The sequence below is a fragment of the Nocardia sp. CY41 genome (assembly GCF_009829325.1).
Classification (GTDB): Bacteria; Actinomycetota; Actinomycetes; order Mycobacteriales; family Mycobacteriaceae; genus Nocardia.
In genome coordinates, this window is the sequence record NZ_VUOS01000023.1 from 20,085 (window position 1) to 43,053 (window position 22,969).

The 22,969-nt window shown below is 69.8% G+C and carries 15 protein-coding genes; 9 read left to right on the plus strand and 6 right to left on the minus strand.

The window, feature by feature from the left end; genetic code table 11:
- Positions 1 to 161 precede the first annotated feature (161 nt).
- From GVY64_RS25005 to GVY64_RS25030, 6 genes are all read left to right on the plus strand, one after another.
- Positions 162 to 1,937, plus strand: a complete 1,776-nt coding sequence (locus GVY64_RS25005; protein WP_159846077.1) for an Hsp70 family protein — start codon at positions 162 to 164, stop codon at positions 1,935 to 1,937.
- Positions 1,930 to 4,509, plus strand: coding sequence for a LuxR C-terminal-related transcriptional regulator (locus GVY64_RS25010; protein WP_159846080.1), 2,580 nt, complete (start codon positions 1,930 to 1,932; stop codon positions 4,507 to 4,509). Before GVY64_RS25005 ends, GVY64_RS25010 begins: the two co-directional genes overlap by 8 nt.
- Positions 4,510 to 4,555: 46 nt before the next feature.
- Positions 4,556 to 5,668: a hypothetical protein gene (locus GVY64_RS25015; RefSeq protein WP_159846083.1), complete on the plus strand. Its 1,113-nt coding sequence runs from the start codon at positions 4,556 to 4,558 to the stop codon at positions 5,666 to 5,668.
- 161 nt (positions 5,669 to 5,829) lie between these two features.
- Positions 5,830 to 7,188, plus strand: coding sequence for a S1 family peptidase (locus GVY64_RS25020; protein ID WP_159846086.1), 1,359 nt, complete (start codon positions 5,830 to 5,832; stop codon positions 7,186 to 7,188).
- 112 nt (positions 7,189 to 7,300) lie between these two features.
- Positions 7,301 to 8,626, plus strand: a complete 1,326-nt coding sequence (locus GVY64_RS25025) for a S1 family peptidase (protein WP_159846089.1) — start codon at positions 7,301 to 7,303, stop codon at positions 8,624 to 8,626.
- A gap of 138 nt (positions 8,627 to 8,764) precedes the next feature.
- On the plus strand, positions 8,765 to 9,652 hold the full coding sequence (locus GVY64_RS25030; protein WP_159846092.1) for an NRDE family protein: 888 nt from the start codon (positions 8,765 to 8,767) through the stop codon (positions 9,650 to 9,652).
- A 64-nt stretch (positions 9,653 to 9,716) separates the two neighbouring features.
- Here GVY64_RS25030 and GVY64_RS25035 read toward each other — a convergent pair whose 3' ends face one another.
- Positions 9,717 to 10,421 carry a hypothetical protein gene (locus tag GVY64_RS25035; RefSeq protein WP_159846095.1) on the minus strand — a complete coding sequence of 235 codons (705 nt, stop codon included), beginning with the start codon at positions 10,419 to 10,421 and terminating at the stop codon, positions 9,717 to 9,719.
- A 460-nt stretch (positions 10,422 to 10,881) separates the two neighbouring features.
- On the opposite strand from GVY64_RS25035, the gene GVY64_RS25040 reads away from it, so the two are divergent.
- Positions 10,882 to 14,001, plus strand: coding sequence for a (Fe-S)-binding protein (locus tag GVY64_RS25040; protein ID WP_159846098.1), 3,120 nt, complete (start codon positions 10,882 to 10,884; stop codon positions 13,999 to 14,001).
- A 74-nt stretch (positions 14,002 to 14,075) separates the two neighbouring features.
- On the opposite strand, the gene GVY64_RS25045 is transcribed toward GVY64_RS25040, so the two are convergent.
- The 4 genes from GVY64_RS25045 to GVY64_RS25060 form a co-directional block, all read right to left on the minus strand.
- On the minus strand, positions 14,076 to 15,152 hold the full coding sequence (locus GVY64_RS25045) for an ADP-ribosylglycohydrolase family protein (protein WP_236567156.1): 1,077 nt from the start codon (positions 15,150 to 15,152) through the stop codon (positions 14,076 to 14,078).
- A 79-nt stretch (positions 15,153 to 15,231) separates the two neighbouring features.
- Positions 15,232 to 16,380, minus strand: a complete 1,149-nt coding sequence (locus tag GVY64_RS25050; RefSeq protein ID WP_159846101.1) for an acyl-CoA dehydrogenase family protein — start codon at positions 16,378 to 16,380, stop codon at positions 15,232 to 15,234.
- Positions 16,380 to 17,609 carry an acyl-CoA dehydrogenase family protein gene (locus GVY64_RS25055; protein ID WP_159846104.1) on the minus strand — a complete coding sequence of 410 codons (1,230 nt, stop codon included), beginning with the start codon at positions 17,607 to 17,609 and terminating at the stop codon, positions 16,380 to 16,382. The genes GVY64_RS25050 and GVY64_RS25055 overlap by 1 nt, the downstream gene beginning before the upstream one ends.
- A gap of 282 nt (positions 17,610 to 17,891) precedes the next feature.
- Positions 17,892 to 18,428: a YdcF family protein gene (locus GVY64_RS25060; protein ID WP_159846107.1), complete on the minus strand. Its 537-nt coding sequence runs from the start codon at positions 18,426 to 18,428 to the stop codon at positions 17,892 to 17,894.
- Between the two features lie 134 nt (positions 18,429 to 18,562).
- Between GVY64_RS25060 and GVY64_RS25065 the strand changes: the two genes are divergently transcribed.
- Together GVY64_RS25065 and GVY64_RS25070 are read left to right on the plus strand one after the other, a co-directional pair.
- Positions 18,563 to 19,885, plus strand: coding sequence for a UDP-glucose dehydrogenase family protein (locus tag GVY64_RS25065; RefSeq protein WP_159846110.1), 1,323 nt, complete (start codon positions 18,563 to 18,565; stop codon positions 19,883 to 19,885).
- Positions 19,886 to 20,035: 150 nt separating this feature from the next.
- Positions 20,036 to 21,343, plus strand: coding sequence for an Hsp70 family protein (locus GVY64_RS25070; RefSeq protein WP_236567158.1), 1,308 nt, complete (start codon positions 20,036 to 20,038; stop codon positions 21,341 to 21,343).
- 206 nt (positions 21,344 to 21,549) lie between these two features.
- On the opposite strand, the gene GVY64_RS25075 is transcribed toward GVY64_RS25070, so the two are convergent.
- Positions 21,550 to 22,827 (minus strand): YibE/F family protein, encoded by a 1,278-nt coding sequence (locus GVY64_RS25075; protein ID WP_159846113.1) that lies wholly within the window; start codon positions 22,825 to 22,827, stop codon positions 21,550 to 21,552.
- Positions 22,828 to 22,969 lie beyond the last annotated feature (142 nt).

The window sequence follows — 22,969 nt, forward strand, 5'->3', positions numbered from 1 at the left end:
AGCGGAATTAGGGGAATTTCCCTAAACGATCCCCTAACGAGGTAACGGCTGATGGCCAGCAACCGACAGAACGGTTGCGTCGGCAACTACACCGCCCAGCGCACCAGCTCGGACACAGCAGCGACACCGGACCAGACAGTTTTCTCGAACGGGGTTCTCGAATGACACAGCGCCTGGCGCTCGGCATCACTGTCGGGGCGTCGAATTCGGTCGCCGTGGCGGCAACGGAAGAGGGCGACGACGGCCTCAGCCCCTCCGGCGGCGGATTTCTACGCTCGCATCCGAGCGTGCTACGGCTCTCGCCGGACATGGCGCCCACGCTCGGCGCGGGCGCTCGCTCCACCGGCCGACATTCCAGCGACGTGATGCTGGAGGGCTTCCTCGCCAGGGTCGGCGACCCGGTCGGCATGCTCGCCGAGGACGGTTCCTCGTATTCGGCGCCCGACCTGGTGGCCACCGCGATCGGATGCCTGGTCGACGAGATCGCCGCGGAGACGGGGCGAAGCGGTGTCCAGGCGATGGTCGCCTGTCATCCGGCCTGGTGGTCGCGGCACACCGTCGACATCCAGCGCGACGCACTCGAACGGGCCGGACTCGGCGAGGTCACGCTGGTTCCGGAGCCGACCGCGGCGATCCGCTGGCTCGACGCCGCGCACGGCCGGAGCGACGACGGGGCGGTGATCGTCCTCGATCTCGGGGCATCTGGGTCGACCGTTTCGGTGGTCCGCACCGGCGAGCATGCCAGCCTGCTGGGCACGCCGCTGCGCAGCACCGACGTGGCCGGCGCGGAATTCGATCTGCTGACCATGCGCTATGTCCTGGCAAATGCGGTGCTCGCCGCGGATTTCGATCCGTTCGATCCGGTGGTGGAACGCGAATTATCGGCTTTGCGAGAACGCTGCAGAAAAGCGAAAGAAGAGCTTTCCATAAATACCGCGACGGTCGTTCCGGTCCGGGTGGACCCCGCGGATCCGCACGGCAGCACCGTGCGGCTGGTGCGCGGCGAGTTGGAAGACCTGCTGCGCGGACCGCTGTCGAGTGCGATGAACCTGATCCACGACGCGGTGCACCGGGCCGGGCTGGACATCGGCGACGTCGGCCGCGTCCTGCTCACCGGAGGCGGCGGCGCCATCCCCCTGGTCGCCGAACTCATCTCCTCCGAGTTCGGATTGCCCGTGGTGGCGGCTCCCGACCCCGAGCACACCACGGCCCGCGGAGCGGCGCTGCTGGCCGCAGATCTGCTCGCCGCCGAGACCGACCAGCTCCCCTCGGTGGTCGATCCGGTGGCCGAGGACGAGACCGTGCCGCAGCCCCGGGCGCTCCCCTCGGCCGGACTCGCGGCGTTGCCCGAGGAGCCCGCTCCGCGCAGGCGGGCACTGACCGGCAGGCAGCGCATCGCGGTGGTGGCGGGTGTCGCGGCCGCCATCGGCGTGCTGGCCACCGGCACGCTCGCCATCGGCACCGGCATCCAGTCCGGTTCGACCTCGCCTGCCTCGACCGACCAGTCCAGCACCGGCGCCGTGCAGGTCGCCGGGACGACGGGAGCGCATGCGGGGGACCCGTCCGCACCGTCCGCTGTCGCCGCCACGGATTCCGCGTCCGCCACCGGGCGACCGAAAACCGAGGCGCCAGGAGCCGGTTCGCCGTCGTCCGCGGCACAGAACAGCACCGTGGCCGTGGTGAACAGCGAGCAGAACCCCGATCAGCCCGCTCCCGCGCCCGCGGACGCCCCGGCACAGCAGCCCGCGCCCCAGCCGCAATCCCAGCAGCCTCCCCCGGCCCCCGCCCCCGCGCCGACCAACCCGCCCGCCCCCACCCAGCAGCAGCCCCGGCCGACGCCGCCGACCGCGCCGAGCCTGCCGACCGGCGTGCTGGGCGACACCCTCGGCACGGTGCTGCGCGCTCCCGGAGAAATCCTGGGAGGCTCCGGTGGCTGATACCGCCTTCGACACACTCCCCTGCGCTCGCGACATCTTCCGCGATCTGGATTCCGCCGACGACCAGCCGGTGGTCTATCTGATCCGCGGCCGATCGCAGACCGGCAAATCGACGCTGCTCGCGGAGATCCGCGCCCGTCTGCGTGCCCGCGGCGTCTCGCTGCAGGACGACATCGCCACTCTCCAGCATGCCCACGCGCGCAACGGCTCGCACCCGGTGACCCGAGCGCAGGGCAGCGGCACGGCAGGCGTCACCACCGATACCGCCCGCCCGGCCCTGATCATCGACAACGCCCACACGCTCGGCCCCATCGATCTCGAATACCTCTGCGCCGCAGTGGAATCCGGGCATCGCACGATGGTGGTCGCCACGCAGCCGCGCCCGCACGATCCGCGGTTGCGGATGCTCGCCGACGCGATCGCCCGGCGCGGGCGCGTCGTGGATCTGCGCCCGCTCGGCGTCGCGGACATGGCGCCGTTCGCCCGGGAGCTGGGCATGATGGTGCCGCGCCAGGTCGCTCAGCACATCCACGTGCAGACGGCTGGTATCCGCGGCGGCGTGGTGGCGGCGCTGACGGCCGCGTGCTCGGCGCGTCTGGACGCGGGCATCACCGCCGTCGACACGGCCGTCGCCTCGTGGGCTCGCGGGTTGCTGGACAACCTCGAACCCGACCTGCTGGAGACCTTGGTGGTCGCCACCACGGGCACGGGCCTGGATTCCAGCGAGCTCACCGAGGTGCTCGGCGTGGAGCAGTCCGTCGCGCAGGATCTCATCGACCGCGCCAGGGCCAGCGCTCTGGTGACCGACGCGGACCTGCTGCTGGAACCCGCCGTCGCCCCCCTGCGCACGCTGCTCGGCGACCGCAGGTTCGTCGCGGTCGAACGCCGGTTGCTCGGCGCTCGCCTGGAGGCGGGCCTGCTGCGCGACCGCACGGCGCTGCAACTGGCCGAATCCGGGGTCCGCGATCCGCGTCTGGCCGACTTCCTCGTCGACGCGGCGGGCCAAGCCGGCCGTGAGGCGGTCCGCTACTACGCCGCCGCGGCGGCCGCGGGGGCCGAACTCGATCTGATCGCGCTGCGCTGGGCCGAGGCCGCCGCGCGGACCGGCGACGGCGACACGGCCATGCGGCTGGCCGAGCCGATGCTGGCGCGGTCGGGCAGCACCGGCACGGAGCTCGCGACGGCGGTGCGGATCTGCGCGGCGGTGCTCACCCGCCGGGGCCTGGTCGGCCGCGCGGCGCAGCTGTACACCTGGCTCGGCGGACATCGGGTCGGACCGGATTGGGCGGTCGGCGCGACGGTGTTGTGCCTGGCCGGTGACGTGCCGGGCGCCAGGGAGATGTCGTCCTCGGCCACGAAATGGCCGCCCACCGAAGCCGGTGCGCACGCCCGGCTGATCGCGACCGCGCTCGCGGACACCATCGAACCGGGCAACAACACCGCGGCCGCGGTGTCGGCGCTGGTCCAGGCGGCCCACGCGGACGCGGGCGTGGACCGCTTCCTGCCCTGCACGGCGGCCTCCATCGCCACTCTGCTCTCGCTCGGCACCGGCGAGCCCCGCCGGGCCCAGGACGCGCTGCGCCGCGCCACCGCCAGCGGGCTGCGCTGCCATCAGCTCGACGTGCTCGCGGCCTGGACGGCGATGCTCGGCGGCGACGAGCGCGCCGCCGCGGCCACGGTGGCCGCGCTCGACCACGACCGGCTCGATGTGCGCGATCGGCTGCTGGCGCACGGCGTCGCGGTGGGTCTCGCGCGGCGCAGCGGTGACCACACCGCGCTCGCCCGCGCGTGGCAGGCCGCGTATCCGCTGTTCGACGACGTGCAGGCCGACCTGCTGGCGCTGTTGCCGATCGGTGAGCTGTGGTTGGCGGCCATCCGGATGCGCGACGAACGCCGGATCGCGCCCTTGGTGGACGCCGCACTCGCGCTGCTGCGCCGCCTGAACGATCCGCCCGCCTGGTCCAACGCCTTCCACTGGTACGGCGTGCAGGCCGCGATCGCGCACGAGAGCCCCGAGGACCTGTTGCCGCACGCGCACGCGTTGAAAACCGCGGCGGAGGCGGGCGACCGGCACGCCGCGGTACTCGCCGACGCGGGCCGCACCTGGGTGCTGGTGCTGCGCGGCCAAGTGGCCACCGCACCGGTGCACGCGGCCGTCGCTGCGCTCACCGAGATCGGCATGATCTGGGACGGCGCCCGGCTGGCCAGCGAGGCGGCGCTCGCGGCGGCCGACTCCGCCACGGCCACCGCACTGCTGAAACTGGCCCGCACGGTCCGCGCCGACGCCCGTCCCCAGGAGGCGCAGGCTCGGCCCGCCGCACCGGTGACGCACAACGGCGACGCTCCGCCGCCCACGCCGCCGCAGGCCGCGATCCTCAGCGAACGGGAGCGCGAAGTGGCCGAGCTGGTTCTGCTCGGGCTCACCTACCGCGAGATCGGTGCGCGCCTGTACATTTCGGCGAAGACAGTCGAGCATCACGTCGCGCGCATCCGACGCCGGGTCGGTGCCCGGTCCCGTTCGGAGTTATTGTCGATGCTCCGCGCCATGGGACACGGTTCGCTTCTGGTGTGACCGGGTGCGGTTCCGTCAGCGGGAACGCCGAAGCGAGGTAGGTGAGATGGCCACTGGGGTTGGCCTGCGCGTCGCCGACGACGAGTGCACGGCGGTCATCGTCACCGACGGTGACGAGGAGCCGCGGTACATCGTCCGTGAGTCGGTTCTGCACATGTCCGACGATGGTGACGCCGAGCTGGGCGGTCCCCCGCCCACGGGCGACTCGCACTCGATCGGCGGCTTCGTGTCCGCGGTGGGCGACCCGGCGGGCATCCCGGTCGACGACGGGGAGGCGTATCGCGCCGAGGACCTCGTCGCGACCGCCCTGTTCTGCCTGATCAACCTGGCCGCCGAACATCTCAGCGGTGCGGCCGAGTTCTATGCGACCCATCCGGCGCACTGGCCCGCCGAGTATGTGCGTTCGCTGCGTGACGCCTTGGACTACCTGGGTCTGCGCTCGGTGCTGCTGGTCAGCGAGGGTGAGCTGCCCAGCGCCGAGACCGGAGCCGACGGTAGGTCCTTCGCCCACGACGCGGCCCGAGGGGCACTCGCCGCCGTGCTCGCCACCCCGGCCGGGGCCACCCCGCCGGACCCGTCCACCGCGGAGAACTCGACGGTGGACACCATCGTCATCCCGGCCGTGCCCGCCGCCGACGCGCTACCGCAGGCGTATTCGGCGGCCATCCCGATCTCGGAGCCGACCCTGGTGGCCGAATCCGAGCCGGAACCCGAGAAACCGGCGCAGGCAGCGGTTCCCGCGAAGGAATCGAAACGCATCCCGCTGCTGATCGCGGGCGCGGCGGTGGTCGGGCTGGTGCTCGGCGGCATCGTGGTGGCCTTGCTCTTCCGCGACGGCGGCGAGACACCGGTGCCGCCGTTGCCCGACGCCAAGTCCGAGCCGACGTCGGTCAGCCCGGCCCCGCCCCCGCCGCTCGCCACCTCGATGACGCCCACCACCACCGAGCCGCCCGAACCGCCGGTGGTGATCACCGAGACGACGACGCCGGAGCCGACCACCACGACGCCGCCCCCCACCACCGAGCCGCCGACGACGACGCCGACCACCACCACTCGTACCTCGACCACGCGGACCCCCACGCCCACCACCAACCCGTTCGGGCAGCAGCTGCCGCAGATCCCCACCATCCCCGGCATGGGAATACCGGGTAGTCGGTGATTAGTAGCGTCCTATCCGGGTTTGTGGCTTAGAGTGTTGCGCTGACCGTGTTGTCGGATGAATTCCCACACCGGTCGGTTGCTGGACGAAGGCTGTGCGCCAACGGATTCTGCCCGTGGCCACGGATTTAGCTGGCACGTGCGTGCCGACGAAGGGACTTCATGCGCAAGTTGGTGGCGCGTCGCGCCGCGGTCAAGGCTGTCGCCATCGCATCGACCGTTCTCCTGGCTCCCTTGTTCGGCACGACCACCGCCTCGGCGGTTCCCGAAGCCCCGGCGCAGCTCGCGGCGGACAATCTCCCCCCGGAACTCGTGCAGGCCATCGCGCGTGATCTGAAGATGACCCCCACGGAGTACCTGGACCGCGCCGCGCGCGCCCAGCAGTTGCGCGACTACGCGCGCGATTTCCGTTCGGAGCGACCGGATTCCTTCGCGGGCGCCTGGATCGGCGCCGACGGCAAGCCCGTCATGGCGGTGACGTCACTGGACGCCGCCAAGATCGCCGCGGCCGACGGCTACCAGACCCGGCTGGCCCCGGTGTCCGCGGACAGCCTGGAGAGCTCGCTGGTGCAGCTCAACCAGTGGATCACCGGACTACCGCGGGAGATCTCGCAGGCGATCAACTCCGTGGCCATCGACTTCCTGAACAGCCAGCTGGTGCTCAGCGTCGCCAACACGCCCGCGGGTCACATGCTCAACCTGCCCACCCTGCTGGCGAACATCAAGGTCATCCTGTCGCCGAACAGCGGCGGCCCGGTCGAGCGCAGGCCGATGGGCGGTGACACCTACATCAGCGCTCCCGGTTCGCTCGCCGACTCGTCGCTGCGCGCGGTCGACGTGTGCTCGTTCGGGTTCAACAGCATCGACGCGTCCGGCAACGCGCTGAACATCAGTGCGGGCCACTGTGATCCGAACCTGGGCAAGGGCAACCAGGAAGCCGGCGTGTACCTGCCGAACGTCCGCGACATCCCGGCCAGCCCCGAACTCGGCACGTTCGTGCGCGCCTCGCTGGGCGGACAATCCGCGCTGGACTACTCGGTGATCAAGCTGAACGAGCGCGCGGTGCGGGCGGGCATGGACCAGCCCTCGGTGCGCGGCGCCAACGGCACCACGCTCGCGATCACCGGCACCGCCGACCCGATCACCGGCGCCCCGGTCTGCAAGTCGGGCCAGTCCTCCACTTTCACCTGCGGCTTCGTCGTGGCCGACCGGGTGGAGACGCAGCTCTACACGGCCGAGGGCGAGAGCAAGACCGTGCGCGGGTTCGCCAGCTCGGCCTGCACCCTGGGCGGTGACAGCGGCGGCGCGATCGTGTCCGGCACCCTGGCGCTGGGCATCACCAGCGGTTCCAACGCCGCGGACGCGCCGAACTGCAACGAGGCCAACATCGCGCTCGCGCAGTACGGCGGCACCGCTTCGCTCGGCATCCCGATCCGGGCCATCCTGGCCGACATCGACGCCTCTTCCGGCGGCGGAATCGGCAGCGGAATCGCCGTGCGCACGCGGCCGAACGCGAGCTGAGCGCGAGCCCGAAATCTGTGGCATCCCACATATCCCCGGTCGCGGGGCTATGCCGGAATCGAGAAGCACGAGATGAGTAGGCATACCGCGTCAAACCCCATATAGTCTGCTCATGCTCCTGCCACGTATAGGACCTCCCCGCTCGACTGCGCGACAGACCGTAATCCGAAAGACAGTGATCGCCGCCTCGGCGGCGATACTGCTGTTCGGGCCCACGGCGGCAGTAGCGACAGCTCAGCCCGACCAGGGTCCCGGCCTGCCCGCCGAACTGGTCGCCGCGGTGACCCGCGATCTGAAGATCTCGCCCGACGAGTACCTGCACCGCGCGGAGGTGGCGCAGCAGGTGGCCGCGTTCGCCACCACCGCCCAGCGGCAGTACCCGGCCGTGTTCGCCGGCTCCTGGCTGGACGACGCGGGCAAGGCGGTCGTGGCGCTGGCGCAGGGTCCCGGCGCAGACGAGGCGAAGAAGGCCGCCGAGTCGGCCGGTTTCGAGGTCCGCAACGTCGCCAAGAGCGAAGCGGCGCTGCGTGGCGAGAAGAGTGCGTTCGAGCGCTGGCTGGAGGGCCAGCCGGAGGCGGTGCGGTCGCTGGTGCGCGGCGCGGTGGTGGACACCGTGAACAACGCGATCGCCGTGCGCGTGGACCAGGCGGGTCTGCCGATGCCGAACTTCATCGACCCGGCGCGCGTCATCGTGATGGCCCCGCCGGTGGCGGGCGAGCAGGGCCCCGTGCAGGCCGGTGAGATCGCCGGAGAGGCGCGCGGGGCGCTCGCGGGCGGCGACGGCTACGCCTCGGTCGCCGGACGCAGCTCGCTGCGCTGCTCGCTCGGCTTCAACGGCACCGACCGCAACGGCAATACGGTGAACATCACCGCGGGCCACTGCAACCCCGACATCCCCTCCGCGGGCAGCGGCAACGCCGCGGGCGTGTACGAGATGAACGGCGACCGCCTCGGCGCGCAGCTAGGCGTCTTCCAGAAGTCGGTGCTCGGCGAGCAGGACTACTCGATCATTCGGGTCAACGACCAGGCCAAGGACCGTTTCGCGAACAACGGCGTCCGCGCGCCCGGCGCGGCTCCGATCCCGGTCGACGGCGTGGCGACCCCGGTCGTCGGCGCGCCGGTCTGCAAGTCCGGTGCGCGCACCGGCTTCAGCTGCGGTGTGGTCAACGCCGTCGACCAGACGGTGCAGGTCGGCGACCGGGAACTCACCCAGAGCTTCTCGGCCAACATCTGCGCGCTGCCCGGCGACAGCGGCGGTCCGATCGTGACCGGCCGCCTGGCGCTCGGCATCTCCAGCGCGTCGTCGGTGGCGGACTACCCGATCTGCGAGATCCCGAATCTCATCGGCGCCCTTACCGGCAACGTGCCGCAGCTGTTCGCGCAGCCGGTGCACGTGGTGCTCTCCGACAACCCGGGGCTGCGCGTGCGCACCAACTGACAGCAGGAACGAGGAAAGGCCGGCAGCGTCGAGCTGTCGGCCTTTTCGCCGTCTCAGGGGCTTTCCACTGCCCTTACGCGGCCCCCTGCGCCGGAAACCCCGCATGGGGTGCGGCGGCGGTCCGGCATCCTGGACCGCATGTGTTTGGTGTTGATCGGCTGGCGCGCGCACCCGGAATACCGGTTGATCGTGGCCGCCAACCGAGACGAGTTCTACACTCGGCCGACCGAGTCCATGCGCTGGTGGCCCGAGGCGCCCGGCCTGCTCGCCGGACGCGACACCGGAGCCCCGGGCCGGGCCCACGGTGAGCCTCCCGGGACGTGGCTGGGCCTGAGCACTCAGCCCCACGGCGACAATCGCTTCGCCGCCGTCACGAACGTGCGCAATCCCGCCGATCTACGCCTCGACGCCCGTTCCCGGGGCGCGCTGCTGATGGACTTCCTGCGCGGCGCCTCCGACCGCGGTGCGGCGGGCGAATCCCCCGGGCCGGAGAAATACGTCCTCGACGTCGCCGCCGCTCCGGACGACTACAACGGCTACAACCTGGTGGTCTCCGACCTGCGCACGCTGTGGTGGCATTCCAATCGCAGCGCAGCGGAGCCGCGCGAACTCGCTCCGGGCTTCCACGGCCTCTCCAACGGCACGTTCGTCACCTCCGCGGTTCCGAACCCGGTCGTACCGGATCTGACGGCGCCACAGCCCGTCTGGCCCAAGATACGGGCGGGCGTGACCGAGTTGCGCGATGTGGTGCACACCGAGCCCGGTGCGGTGGACCGCTACTTCGAGGTGTTGGCCGACCGCACCGAGGCCCCCGACGATCTCCTGCCGCGGACCGGCGTGCCGCACGAACTGGAGCGGGCGCTCTCCGCCAGGTTCGTCGCGCACACCGTGCACGGCACCAGGGCGAGCACGGTGCTGGTCGTTCGCGAGGACGGGACGTTCGAGATGGTCGAGCGCTCGTTCGGCAGGCTGGGCGAGGAACTGGGTGAGGTCGTCGTGCGCGGGCTGCTCGATCTGGCCGGGTGAACGACCGGCGGCCCGCTCTCCGAGGAGAGCGGGCCGCCGATGATTCGAACGAACAGGCGAATGCCTAGTTCGGCTTGTCCGCCCACTTCGTGGTGCCTTCCGGCGCCTGCAGGGTGTTGATCAGGTCGATACCCGCGACGGCCAGCATGGGGCCACCGACCGCCACGGTGCCGAGGATGCCGCCGATGCCCGCGCCCGCGATCGCGGCCGGGATGCAGCCGACGCCGAGGAACGGCAGGCCGAGGATGCAGCCGATCACCGCACCGCCGATGACGCCCACGGCGGTGCCGAGGAAGCCACCCACCGCGGTCGCGATGCCGAACTGGCTGGCGAACTCGTTCTGTGCGCGCTGGTTCTCGATCGGCGAGGCGATCGGCTGCGCGACGACGTTGACCGCGTTGGCCGGCTTGTCCTTGGGCACGGTCACACCCTGCTCGGGCGTCAGCTCGAGGACGGTGTTGTCGTCCTTCACGACCGGCTTCACCGGAACGACGGTGTCGGCGACCTTGAAGGCGATCGGCAGCGTGAGGACCGCGTTGCCCTGGGAGTCCTTGATCCGGTAGACGTCGTCTTCCTTGACGTCCTCGGACGACTTGGCCAGCTCGAAGGTTCCCCCCTTGAGCGTCGTCACGACGGTCTTCTCCACCAGCTTGACCGAGTACCGGATGGGGTCAGCGGCCGGTTCGGCATCGGCATGGGCGGTTCCCAGTCCAATGGTCATCGCACCGATGACCATCGCGGCCGCCGCGGTGGTTCTGCGGAATTTCATTCAGTTTCCAATCCATCATCAGGTCGTACGTCACCGCTGCTCTTCAGCACGCGAGAGCTCTATCCAGCACATCCGGGTGGTCGGCTCCGGATCCTCCCCGAGCAGTGTGAAGACGGTCGCAGTGATCAGAACGTCGTGAGCCTAATAGAACGGCGCGTTTTAAGCGAGATCCCCTATCAGGCATGGGGACTAAGCCAATCCTTACCGACTGGACGGGATGCTTCGGCGTTTACGGTGGTGAACAACCGGCCAGCTGCGGGATCGGCCGAAATTACTGTGACATTGATCACAGGTAAATAATGGGTCAAGCCCCAGCATATGGGGCTATAGCCCAAAAGCCGATCGTACGATGGACATGGTTGTTACTGGCGGGTAACTTACTGCCAGTTAGGATACGAGCCAACCGACGCGGTAGCAGAATGCGGCCGCGGTCGAGGTGCCTCTAAAGAAAGGTCGCGACATGAATGCCCTGACAGTGACGCTGGGCACGATTGGGGCGGCGCTCAGCCTCCTGTGTTGGGCGTCGTTCATCGGCGGCGTCCGCAATATCGTCCGCGCCATCATGATCGGACAGCCCGCGCCGGACCGTTGGCGGCCCTTCTTCCCGCGCTTCAAGCAGATGATCGTGGAGTTCCTCGCGCATACGCGCATGAACAAATTCCGCACCGTCGGCTGGGCGCACTGGCTGGTGATGATCGGCTTCATCGGCGGCGCCATGCTGTGGTTCGAGGCGTACGGGCAGACCTTCGATCCGGCCTTCCACTGGCCGATCATCGGCAACCTGGCCGTCTACCACCTGTGGGACGAGATCCTCGGCATCGGCACCGTGGTCGGCATCCTGACGCTGATCGTCCTGCGCCAGCTCAACCACCCCCGCCTGCCCGAGCGCTTGTCCCGCTTCAGCGGTTCGAAGTTCGCTCCGGCCTACGTCATCGAGGCGATCGTGCTGCTCGAGGGCCTGGGCATGATCTTCGTGAAGGCGGGCAAGATCGCCGCCTACGGCCACGCCGACCCGGCCACCGACTTCTTCACCATGCAGGTGGCGAAGCTGCTGCCCGCGAACACCACGATGGTGGCGCTGTTCGCCTTCGTGAAGCTGATGTCGGGAATGGCGTTCCTCTACTTCGTCGGTCGCAACGTCACCTGGGGCGTGGCCTGGCACCGGTTCTCGGCGTTCCCGAACATCTACTTCAAGCGCGAAGAGGACGGCGGCGTCGCGCTGGGCCCGGCCAAGCCGATGATGTCGAAGGGCAAGCCGGTCGACATGGAGACCGCCGACCCGGACACCGACACCTTCGGCGCAGGCCGCATCGAGGACTTCTCCTGGAAGGGCTGGCTGGACTTCACCACCTGCACCGAGTGTGGCCGCTGCCAGTCGCAGTGCCCCGCCTGGAACACCGGCAAGCCGCTGTCGCCCAAGCTGCTGATCATGTCGCTGCGCGACCACGGCTACGCGAAGGCCCCCTACCTGCTGGCCGGCGGCCGCAAGGACATGGGTGGCGACGAGGTCGGTCTGGTCGACGCGGAAGGCAACCCGAACGAGGCGAAGCTGGCCAAGATCTCCGAGGCGGCGAAGGCCGAGGCCGAGCGACCGCTGGTCGGCGGCGCGGAGGTCAACGGCATCATCGATCCCGAGGTGTTGTGGAGCTGCACCACCTGCGGCGCGTGCGTCGAGCAGTGCCCGGTGGACATCGAGCACGTCGACCACATCATCGACATGCGCCGCTACCAGGTGCTGATCGAGTCGGAGTTCCCCTCCGAGCTCGCCGGTCTGTTCAAGAACCTGGAGAACAAGGGCAACCCCTGGGGCCAGAACGCCAAGGACCGGCTGAACTGGATCAACGAGCTCGATTTCCAGACCCCGGTGTTCGGTCGGGACGCCGACAGCTTCGACGGGTACGAGTACCTGTTCTGGGTCGGCTGCGCGGGCGCCTACGAGGACCGCGCCAAGAAGACCACCAAGGCGGTCGCCGAGTTGCTGGCCACCGCGGGCGTGAAGTTCATGGTGCTCGGCGCGGAGGAGACCTGCACCGGTGACTCCGCTCGCCGCGCGGGCAACGAGTTCCTGTTCCAGCAGCTGGCCCAGCAGAACATCGAGCTGCTGAACTCGGTGTTCGAGGGCGTCGAGGATCGCAAGAAGAAGATCGTCGTCACCTGTGCGCACTGCTTCAACGCGCTCAACAACGAGTACCCGCAGGTCGGCGGCACCTATGAGGTCGTGCACCACACCCAGCTGCTCAACCGCCTGGTGCGGCAGAAGCAGCTGATCCCGGTGGCCTCGGTGTCGCAGAACGTCACCTACCACGACCCCTGCTACCTGGGCAGGCACAACAAGATCTACAACGCGCCGCGCGAGCTGATGGCCGCGTCCGGTTCGAATCTGGTCGAGATGCCCCGGCACGGCGAGCGGTCCATGTGCTGCGGCGCCGGTGGCGCGCGGATGTGGATGGAAGAGCAGCTCGGCAAGCGCGTCAACATCGACCGCGTGGACGAGGCGCTGACCACCTCCCCGGCGAAGATCGCGACCGGTTGCCCGTTCTGCCGCGTGATGCTCACCGACGGCGTCACCGCGCGTCAGGAGAAGGGCGAAGGCGAAGGCGTCGAGGTGGTGGACGTCGCCCAGCTGATGCTGGACGCCATCGAGCGCGTCGAGCCCGCGGTGCTGACCGAGAACCTGACGGTCGTCCAGGAGCCGAAGGCGCCCGAGGCGGAGCCCGAACCGGAGCCCGAACCGGCCCCGGCCGCCGAGGCTCCCGCGCCGGCGAAGGCCGCGCCGAGCGGCGGCGGCCTGGCGATGAAGGGCCCGGCGAAGGCGCCCGGTGGTGGCGGCCTCGCCATGAAGGGCCCGGCGAAGGCGCCCGGCGGCCTGGGCATGAAGGGTGCGGCCAAGGCGCCCGGCGCCAAGGCTCCCACCGCCGAATCGGCGGAGACCGAGGCCACGTCGGCTCCCGCCGCTCCGGTCAAGGGTCTCGCCATGAAGGGCCCGGCGAAGGCGCCCGGCGGCCTGGGCATGAAGGGTGGAGCCAAAGCGCCCGGCGCCAAGGCCGCCGCGGCCCCCGCCGCCGAAGCCCCGGCCGAGGCGTCCACAACCGAAGCTCCCGCGGCCAAGCCGGTCAAGGGACTGGGCATGAAGGGCGGTGCGAAGGCGCCCGGCGGTGGTCTCGCCATGAAGGGCGCGGCCAAGGCGCCGGCGTCCGCCCCTGCGGCCGAGGCAGCGTCCGCCGAAGCGGCTGCGGAACCGGCCGAGGCGAAGTCGGCCGAAACGGTCACGGAAACGGCCGAAACCGGCCCGACCGAGACCAAGCCGACGGTGCCCGCCAAGGGGCTGGCCATGAAGTCCGGATTCAAGCGGCCCGGTCCCAAGGCCCCCGGCAAGTCGGCAGCTGCCCCGAAGGACGCGGCTCCCGCCGAACCGGCTCCCGTCGCGGAAACTTCCGCCGCGCAGCCCGAACCCGCCGCCGAACCGGAGCAGTCCAACGGCGCGAACGGCAACGGTGCACCCGAAGCCGCGCCGCCCACCGCCAAGCCCGGCGGTCTCGGCTTCAAAGCCGGCGCGAAAGCGCCGGGCCGGAAGGGCTGAGCACGGCATGAGCACGGAAAGAGCCCGGGTCCACTTGGACCCGGGCTCTTTCCGTTTCCCGAGCCCGGCCCGTTCTACGAGCCGTCGTCGATCGGGTATCGGGCTCCGAGTGCCGACCGGGCGCCGAGGCGGGAGTCGACGAGGTCGTCCGCCGCGACCTGCGCCAGCACGTCATGGCCCTCGACCGCGCATGCCCAGTCCATCGGTAACGCGGAAAGGCCGTGAACGGCTCCGATCAAGTTGCCCGCCACCGCGCCCGTGGAATCGGAGTCGCCGGAGTGGTTCACCGCCAGCAGCAACGCCGCGCGCACATCGCCGGTCCGGGCCGCGGACAGAGCGCAATAGACCGCGATGGACAGGCACTCCTCGGCGACCCATCCGGCGCCGACCTGCTCGACCTGTTCAGCGGCGGGTGCCTGCCCGGACAACTCGACGGCTCGGGTCAGGGCCACTGCCGTTTCCGCACCCGCGGGCAGCGCGGTGAGCTGAGCGATGGTCTGCCGCACCGCCTGCGATAGCTCGGTCCCGTCCACGACGCGATCGACCAGCGCCGCCAAGGCGCCCGCGGCGAGATATCCGGTGGGATGTCCGTGGGTGAGCTGCGCCGCCCTCGCGGCCATGGTGAACGCGCGATCAGGTCCCGCGCCGATCAACCCGAACGGCGCGGACCGCATGACGGCGCCGCATCCCTTGGAGTCCGGATTCACGCGGCCGGTCGCCCCGAGCGGACGTGGCGGAAGATACTCCCGCGCTTGCCTGCGCAAGCCGGACATGCATGCGTTTCCCGGCGCGCGAACCGCATACAGAAACGGCAGACCGGCCAGCCAGCCGTCGGGCTCTGCCCCGGGCTTCTTCCGCAGCTGCGTGTGCCACCAGCGCAGATACGCCCGGCGCAAGGCGGGCACCGGATCCGTCCCCGGCGCCGAACGCAGCAGTCCCTCCGCGGTGAACAACGTCATCTGGGTGTCGTCGGTGATCTGGCGCGGCGCACCCTTCGGCCGTGACGGCAGGAAGTCCGTCACGCCGTTGGCGCCGTACCGCTTGCGGATCTGCTCCAGTCGCAGAAACTCGAGCGGCCGTCCGAGCGCGTCACCCACCGCACCGCCGAGCAGCGCACCCCGCACCCGGTCGATGACCGACACCTGTTCCACTACAACAGCATCGGCCATCGGTTCGGGTCGCGCCATCCCGAACTGTTGCGGGCGCGAGTCGTCTGCGCGACTCCCGAACCTACGGCCGGGTCAGCGCGGCGTACCTGGCGAGGTGCTCGTCGGTGGAGCCGAATTCGTGCTCGATCACGGTGAGCCGCTTGAAGTAGTGGCCGATGGCCAGTTCCTCGGTCATGCCCATCGCGCCGTGCAGTTGCACGGCGTTCTGTCCGATGAACCGGGCCGCCCTGGCAACGGTGACCTTCGCCGCCGAGACGGCGCGGGCGCGGTCCGCGGCGGGCGCGCGCAGCGAGTGGACGGCGAGATGGACCGCCGCGATGGCCTGTTCGAGTTCGATGTACATATCGACCATGCGGTGTTGCAGCGCCTGGAAGCTGCCGATCGGCTGACCGAACTGCTCGCGCTGCTTGGCGTAGTCGATGGTGTCGGCGAGCACCTTGCGCATGCAGCCGACCGCTTCGGCGCAGATCGCCGCGGTCGCCTCCGCGATGGTCGGCTCGATGACGGCCCAGCCGTCCGACTCCGCGCCGAGTAGAGCGTCGGCGGGCAGCCGCAGGCCGGTGAACACCAGGTCGGCGGCGGTACGGTCGTCGATGGTGCGGTAGGTGTGCACCTCGACGCCGGGGGGCGGATCACCGGCGTCGAATTGGAGCCGGAACAGCGAGATCCCCGCCTTGTCGCGCCGCTCGCCGGACGTGCGTGCGGTGATCAGCAGGTCGGTGGCCGACGGGGCGCCGGTCACCACGATTTTCGCGCCGTCGAGCACCCAGGCGTCGCCGTCGCGGCGGGCGGTGGTGGACACGTCGTACAGGGCATGCCCCGAAGTCGGTTCCAGCGCGGCGAATGCTATGCGCGCGTCCCCGGCCACGATCCGGCGCAGCACGGCATCGGCCTGCTCCCCGCCGCAACGGTCGAGCAATCCGGCGCCGATCACCACCGTGTCCACGAACGGCTCGACCACCAAGGCCCGGCCGAGTTCCTCGGCGATCACCATGAGCTCGACCGGCCCGCCGCCCGTGCCATCCACCCGCTCGGGCAGGGTCGCGCCGAGAATGCCCAGTTCGTCGGCGAAGCCGCGCCATACGGCGGGCTGCCAGCCGACCTCCGATTTCGCCGCGATGCGGCTCTTCTCCAGGTCGTATCGGGCGCCGAGGTAGCCGGCGATCGCGGAGCGGAGCATTTCCTGCTCGTCGGTAAGCGTGAAGTCCATCAGAGCCCCAATGCTGCTTTGGCGAGGATGTTTCGCTGAATCTCGTTGCTGCCCGCGTAGATCGAGCCCGCTCGGTCGTTGAAGTACTTCAGCGGCGCGACGGCCTGCCAAGCCGCGCCACTGTGGTAACCGTCGGCGGGGGGTGTGAACTGGGCGATCGGCCCGCCGGGCTTGGTGGCGTGCGGCTGGTACAGGCGCCCGCGCGGTCCCGCGGCCTCCAGCGCCAGTTCGGTGAGCTTCTGGCTGAGTTCGGTGCCGAGAATCTTGAGTATGGAGGATGCCGGGCCCGGGTTCTTGCCCTGCGCCATCGCGGAGATGGTGCGATATTCCAGGATCTCCAGGACCTCGGTGCGGATGCGCAGATCCGCGAGCTTCGCCGCGAAGGCGCGGTCATCGATCAGCGGGTTGCCGTCCGGGCCGGGCTGCTGCGCCGCGTTGGCGGCGATGTCCTCGGCCATGACCTGCAGCCACGGCGCGGCCGCTCCGCCGCGCTCGTGTACCAGCAGGTATTTCGCGACGGTCCACCCGTCGTCGATCCGGCCGAGCACATTGCTCTTGGGCACCCGCACGTTGTCGAAGAAGACCTGGTTCTGCACCTGCTCACCGGAGGTCATCACCAGCGGCCGGATCTCGATGCCCGGCGCGGTCATGTCGATCAGCAGGAACGTGATGCCCTGCTGCTTCTTCCCGGTGCGCGAGGTGCGCACGAGGCAGAAGATCCAGTTCGCCTCGGTGGCGTGGGTGGTCCAGATCTTGCTGCCGGTGCACACGAAATCCTCGCCGTCGTCGACGGCGGCCATGGACAACGCGGCCAGGTCCGATCCCGCCTCGGGCTCGGAGTATCCCTGGCAGAAGAAGACCTCGCCGGTGAGGATGCGCGGCAGGAAGAACGCCTTCTGCTCTTCCGTGCCGAACGCGATGATCGCGGGCGCCACCATCCTGATGCCCATCGGCGAGAGCGCGGGCGCGCCGGCCAGCGCGGATTCCCGCTGGTAGATGTAGTGCTGGGTCAGGCTCCAGTCGCATCCGCCGTGCTCCACCGGCCAGGCCGGCGCCGCCCAGCCGCGCTCGTGCAGGATTCGCTGCCATTCCATGCTCGCCTCGTGGTCGGGATACACGCTCGTCGCCAAGCGCCCGGCCCGCCGCAATTCCGGCGTCAGCTTCGCGTCGAGGAATGCGCGCACCTCGTCGCGAAACGCCAGATCCTCCGCTGACCAGTCGTAATCCATCTGCCCTCCCGGAGAGGTGTGCACCATTGCTTCCATGGCGGCCATCCCGCCACTACGCGACAGAATGTACGGCTACTTCTTTCACAGAGTCAAAGTGACGTCATCCGCCCGCAGATTGTTCACCAGGTAGTACCGACGCAGCTGGGCAGCAGGGCCCACATCACGCCCCCGGCCGCCGGATCACTTCGGGCCGAGTTGCCGCCTCCGGAGTGGTCCGCCGCGGGTTCGCGGATATCGTTCGGCGGGCCTGCGATGGACAACGCCCGATGGGCCCGCAGTGATTCAGCAGTCCTCGAAAAATGCCTTTGTGAAGCCCACGGATTGGTAGGCGTAGTCGTAGGCCCAGCGAGGGATGGAGAGGTCTGGTTCGGGATCGACGAAGAGGAGTTCTCCGTTCCAGCACTTCTGCAAGACGTAGCGGGCTCGGGAGATGTGGGGAGTGAAGGTGACGACGATGACTCGCCGCCAATTGTGGGCGCGGGCCAGGCGGGCGAGTTCGCGCCCCTCGCCGCGGGTGGTGCGGGGGGACGGGTCGAAGCACACGACTTCGAAGCTGTAGCCGCCGTGGCAGATACGGTTCAGCATGGCGCTGTTCTCATAGGGATCGGAGAACACCACGCGAGGCGCGTACCCCTCGCGCGCCAAGCGCAGACCCAGTTGCTCGCGGCCGTCGTGCGCCCCGCCCAGGACGAGAACAGCGTCCGCCGACACGGGCGGGTCGGTCCGCGGGCGCACATAGACCGGCCACAGCGCGACCGTCGCGACGACCACCGCCACGCAGGCGCCGAGCCCGCTCCACACCCACCGACGACGTCGCACCACGTCGATACTAGCGACCGTTATGCCAGGTCACGGCACCGTAATCACCGATGTCGCCGCATGTACATCTGCTGTTGCCCGGACCCTTGCCTCGCTGACGTGGCGCGGCCACCGGAGAGGCTTACCAATCGATCATGCGATGCACAGTCTTCGGAACCGGGTATCTCGGGGCCACGCACGCGGCGTGCATGGCCGAACTCGGGCACGACGTCATCGGAGTGGACGTGGACCCGGGCAAGGTCGCGAAGCTGTCCGACGGGGTGGTGCCGTTCTACGAACCGGGCCTGGAGGGTGTGCTGCGTCGCAACCTCGACGCGGGCCGCTTGCGGTTCACCACCTCCTACGCCGAGGCGGCCGCGCACGCGGAGGTGCATTTCCTCGGCGTGGGCACCCCGCAGAAGAAGGGCGAGTACGCCGCCGACCTGAAGTACGTGCACGCGGTGGTGGATACGCTCGCCCCGCTGCTGGAGCGCCCCTCGGTGATCATCGGCAAGTCGACGGTTCCGGTCGGCACGGCCGCCGCGCTCGGAGCCCGCGCTCGCGCCCTGAGTTCCACCGACGTGGAGGTGGCGTGGAACCCGGAATTCCTGCGGGAAGGCTTCGCGGTCAAGGACACCTTGCGGCCGGACCGGCTGGTCCTCGGCGTCGACCCGGGGCGTGCCGCGGCAGGATGGGTCGAGGATCTGGTGCGCGAGATCTACGCCGATCTCCTCGCCGCCGAGGTCCCGTTCCTGCTCACCGACCTGGCGACAGCCGAATTGGTGAAAGTCTCCGCCAATGCCTTTCTGGCCACGAAGATCTCGTTCATCAACGCGGTGTCGGAGGTGTGTGAGGCGACCGGCGCCGACGTGACCATGCTGGCCGACGCGCTCGGCTACGACGCGCGCATCGGCCGCCGATTCCTGAACGCGGGCCTGGGTTTCGGCGGCGGGTGTCTGCCGAAGGACATCCGCGCGTTCATGGCCCGCTCCGGTGAACTCGGCGCCGACCACGCCGTCGCCTTCCTGCGCGAGGTGGACAACATCAATATGCGCCGCCGGACCAAGGTGGTCGACATGGCCGCCCGCGCCTGCGGCGGTTCACTGCTGGGAGCCAACGTCGCGGTGCTCGGCGCGGCGTTCAAACCGGAGTCCGACGACGTCCGCGATTCGCCCGCGTTGAACGTGGCGGGCATGATCCAGCTGCACGGGGCCGTGGTGACCGTCTATGACCCCAAGGCACTGGAGAACTCGCGACGGGTGTTCCCCACCCTGAATTACGCGACTTCCGTGACCGAGGCGTGTGAGCGGGCCGATGTGGTGCTCGTGCTCACCGAGTGGGACGAATTCACCGCGCTGCGGCCGCAGGACCTGGACGGTGTGGTGCGGGCCCGCTCGATCATCGACGGCCGGAACTGTCTCAATCGTGCCACCTGGAGAGCAGCCGGATGGGTGTACGCCGGACTCGGTACACCGTAGAGTTGCGGGGCGAGGCGGGCTACTGCCAGACAGACGACCAGTCCTGCCTTAAGCACAGCTGATCGCCGGCGGTAGGGTCCGTCCAGCGGGTCTCCGCCGACGGACGGCGCAGGCTCGCATGTCGTGAAGTGTGAACGAGATGGGCAGCTGATGAGTTCGGTACTGGGAGTTTCGGTGGGGGCCGGCGCTGTCCGTATGGCGCGGCCGCACGCCGGTAACCCCCACGGGCATGTCTCCCCGCATTCTTTCGATCTGCAGACCATCCCGGTCCTGGACCAAAGCGTGGAAGAGCTGGCGGCCGAAGCCATCGGGGTCACCCTGGAAGCCACGCCGGGAATCGGCGCGACCGCGATCGCCTACCGCAGCGAGCAGCACGCCCGCGCCATCCGCGCCGCGATGGCGCGCCAGCAGCTCACCAATTACGAACTCGTGCCGGAGATCGCGGCGGCACTCGAGTTCGCGCAGGCCACCGGGGATATTCGGGGCATCTCCTCGCTGGTCGTCTACGACTTGGGCAGCTCGGGTCTCACTGTGAGCGTGGTCGACACCCAGACGCGCGAGGTGCGGCACAGCGAGCGCACCAGCGATATCAGCGGTGACTATCTCGACTCGTTGATCCGAGAGCAGCAGATCGCCTCGGGGCGCATCGCGCATCCGCCGAACGCCGCGGGCCTGGCCGCGCTGGACGCGCTGTGCCGGGAGGCGAAGGAGCAGCTGACCAGCAATACCGCGGTGGCGCTGCCCAGCGAGCAGGGTTTGGTCCTGCTCGCGCAGGAGAACTTCGAATCGCTGATCATGCTGGCCATCGAGTCGTCGGCGCGGATGGCGCGCGACGTGATCGTGCGCTCGGACCGCCCGGTGCACGGCGTGCTGGCCATCGGCGGTTGCGCGCGGATCCCGCTGGTGGCCAAGGTGCTCGAACGCTGGATGGGCGTGCCCGTCATCGTGCCGGACAGCCCGGAGACCGTGATGGCACGCGGCGCCGCGCTGCTGGCCAGACCGGTTCGCAAGGAGACGCCCGCCGCGGCCGCGGCGCTGGACGACGAGCTGTCGCCCGCCTGGTTGTCGGCCCCGGCCCAGCGTGGCAAACGCGAGATCAGCGGCGCCGTGTTGACGGTGAGCGCGCTGGCCGTGGTCGCCGCGATCGGGCTCGGCCTCGGCTACGGACCCCAGGTGCTGGAACGGGATTCGCATACCAGCGAGGGCTCGCCGTCCCTGTCCCCGACCACCGCACCGCGCACGACCAGCTTGGATCCGCAGATCGCGGTCGCGCCGGGCACCACGGAATCGCCCGCGCACGAATCGGTCGCCGCGCCCCCGCCGAACCGGCGGCAGACCACCAGCGAGGCGCCGCCGACGCCCGGCCCCAACACCATTGTGGTGCCGGGCCTCCCGCCGATCGTGGTCCCCACGATCCCGCCGGAGGTCTTCCCCTTCCCCCCGCCGCCACCACGCTGAGCCGGGCGGCAGCACAACTCGCGGCGGGGCCGAACTACCCTGACGCGCCGGGCTGCACGCGGGTGGCCGTCGTTCGGCGTGCCGAGCCCGCGCGAGACTCGCGTTGCTCAGGCGCGAACGCGCTGGCCTGCCGGGATCCGCACCGGGTGCCCAGGGCGAACTCAGGGGCTGAGCCGCCCGGGCTGCGCGCGGTGGCTGGATGCAGTTCAGACCCTGGCGTGCCGGGCTCGGCGCGGAGGCGGAGGCGGGCTGGGTTCCTTGGTCTTGAAGGGCCGGGCCAGCAGCACCGCGATGCCGGTGGTCAACGGCACCGAGAGCGCCAGCGCGATGCCGCCGACCGCCGAGCGCGCGATCTCGATCGCCACCGCGTCGCCGGTCAGCACGTCGCGGATGGACCGCCCCGCCACGCTGAACAACAGCAGAAGCGGCAGCGCTCCACCGGCGTAGGCCAACACCAGGGTGTAGACGGTACTGGCGATGTGGTCGCGGCCGACACGCATGGCGGCGGCGAAAACCTCCCGGCGCGACGCCGATTCGTCGAGGGCGGCCAGCTCGAACGCGGCCGATGCCTGGGTGATCGTGACGTCGTTGAGCACACCCAGCGAACCGATGATGAATCCGGCCAGCAGCAGGCCGGTGATGCTGACGTGCTCGAGGTAGGTCGCGACGTTCGTGTTCTGTTCCTCCGAAAGCCCGGTGAGATCGGTGAGCTCGATCGTGAGCCAGGACAGCGCGGCGGCCAGCAGCATCGAGGTGAGCGTGCCGAGCAGCGCCGAACTGGTGCGCAGGTTCACCCCGTGCGCCAGATACAGCACCGCGTAGAGGATGAGCGAGCCCGCGACCAGGGCGACCGGGATGGCCGGTTTGCCGTCCAGCAGCGCGGGCAGCAGGAACAACACCAGCACCGCGAAGGCGAACACCAAGCCGAGCAGCGCGCGGACGCCGCGCCAGCGCGCCACCGCGATGATCACCACCACGAACGCCACGACGATCAGCGTGAGCGGCAGTCCGCGCGAGTAGTCCTCGAACGAGTACAGCGGCGTCCCGCTCGGATCGGTCTGGCGGACGAGGCGGAGTTCGTCACCGGCGCGCAGGTCGGGCTGCCCTGGGCCGGGGGCGATCTCCAGCAATGTGCGGTTGCCCTTGTGCGGCCCGGATTCGATCGCGATCAGGCTGCGCTGACAGGTGTAGGCGGTGCTGCGTGGCGGCTCGGGTTGGTCGACGAATACCTTGCCCAGCGACGGACTGCCACACGGTCCGATGTCCTGCAGCACCACGGTGCCCGCCTCGGTCTGCACCGCGCCGCCGCCCGCGTTCTGCATCGGCAGCGGGATGTCGATGTGCTGCTTGCTGGGCCACAGCGCGATCGCGCCGATGACAACGACGACCCCGATCACAGTGAGTAGCCCGATGACCACGCGTGCCGCGGTCGCGCCGATCGCGATCGGTCCCGAATGATCGTGGTGATGGTGGTGGTCGCTCACCGCGCTCCTACCTGTCAGATGTGGTTCTGCCCGGAGCGAGCCTAAAGGATTTCATTTTCAAGACCGGCGCGGCGGTTGCCGAACACTGCGAATACACGGTCAGAGCGATCCGATCGCACAAAGAACGAGATTAGAGGGGGGC

What these genes read in the sequence shown, in the direction of transcription:
- GVY64_RS25040 (WP_159846098.1), top strand. Translation starts at nt 10,882, where the DNA reads ATGAATGCCCTGACAGTGACGCTGGGCACGATTGGGGCGGCGCTCAGC.
- GVY64_RS25005 (WP_159846077.1), top strand. Translation starts at nt 162, where the DNA reads ATGACACAGCGCCTGGCGCTCGGCATCACTGTCGGGGCGTCGAATTCG.
- GVY64_RS25055 (WP_159846104.1), bottom strand. Translation starts at nt 17,609, where the DNA reads ATGGATTACGACTGGTCAGCGGAGGATCTGGCGTTTCGCGACGAGGTG.
- GVY64_RS25070 (WP_236567158.1), top strand. Translation starts at nt 20,036, where the DNA reads ATGAGTTCGGTACTGGGAGTTTCGGTGGGGGCCGGCGCTGTCCGTATG.
- GVY64_RS25050 (WP_159846101.1), bottom strand. Translation starts at nt 16,380, where the DNA reads ATGGACTTCACGCTTACCGACGAGCAGGAAATGCTCCGCTCCGCGATC.
- GVY64_RS25025 (WP_159846089.1), top strand. Translation starts at nt 7,301, where the DNA reads ATGCTCCTGCCACGTATAGGACCTCCCCGCTCGACTGCGCGACAGACC.
- GVY64_RS25030 (WP_159846092.1), top strand. Translation starts at nt 8,765, where the DNA reads ATGTGTTTGGTGTTGATCGGCTGGCGCGCGCACCCGGAATACCGGTTG.
- GVY64_RS25065 (WP_159846110.1), top strand. Translation starts at nt 18,563, where the DNA reads ATGCGATGCACAGTCTTCGGAACCGGGTATCTCGGGGCCACGCACGCG.
- GVY64_RS25020 (WP_159846086.1), top strand. Translation starts at nt 5,830, where the DNA reads ATGCGCAAGTTGGTGGCGCGTCGCGCCGCGGTCAAGGCTGTCGCCATC.
- GVY64_RS25015 (WP_159846083.1), top strand. Translation starts at nt 4,556, where the DNA reads ATGGCCACTGGGGTTGGCCTGCGCGTCGCCGACGACGAGTGCACGGCG.
- GVY64_RS25035 (WP_159846095.1), bottom strand. Translation starts at nt 10,421, where the DNA reads ATGAAATTCCGCAGAACCACCGCGGCGGCCGCGATGGTCATCGGTGCG.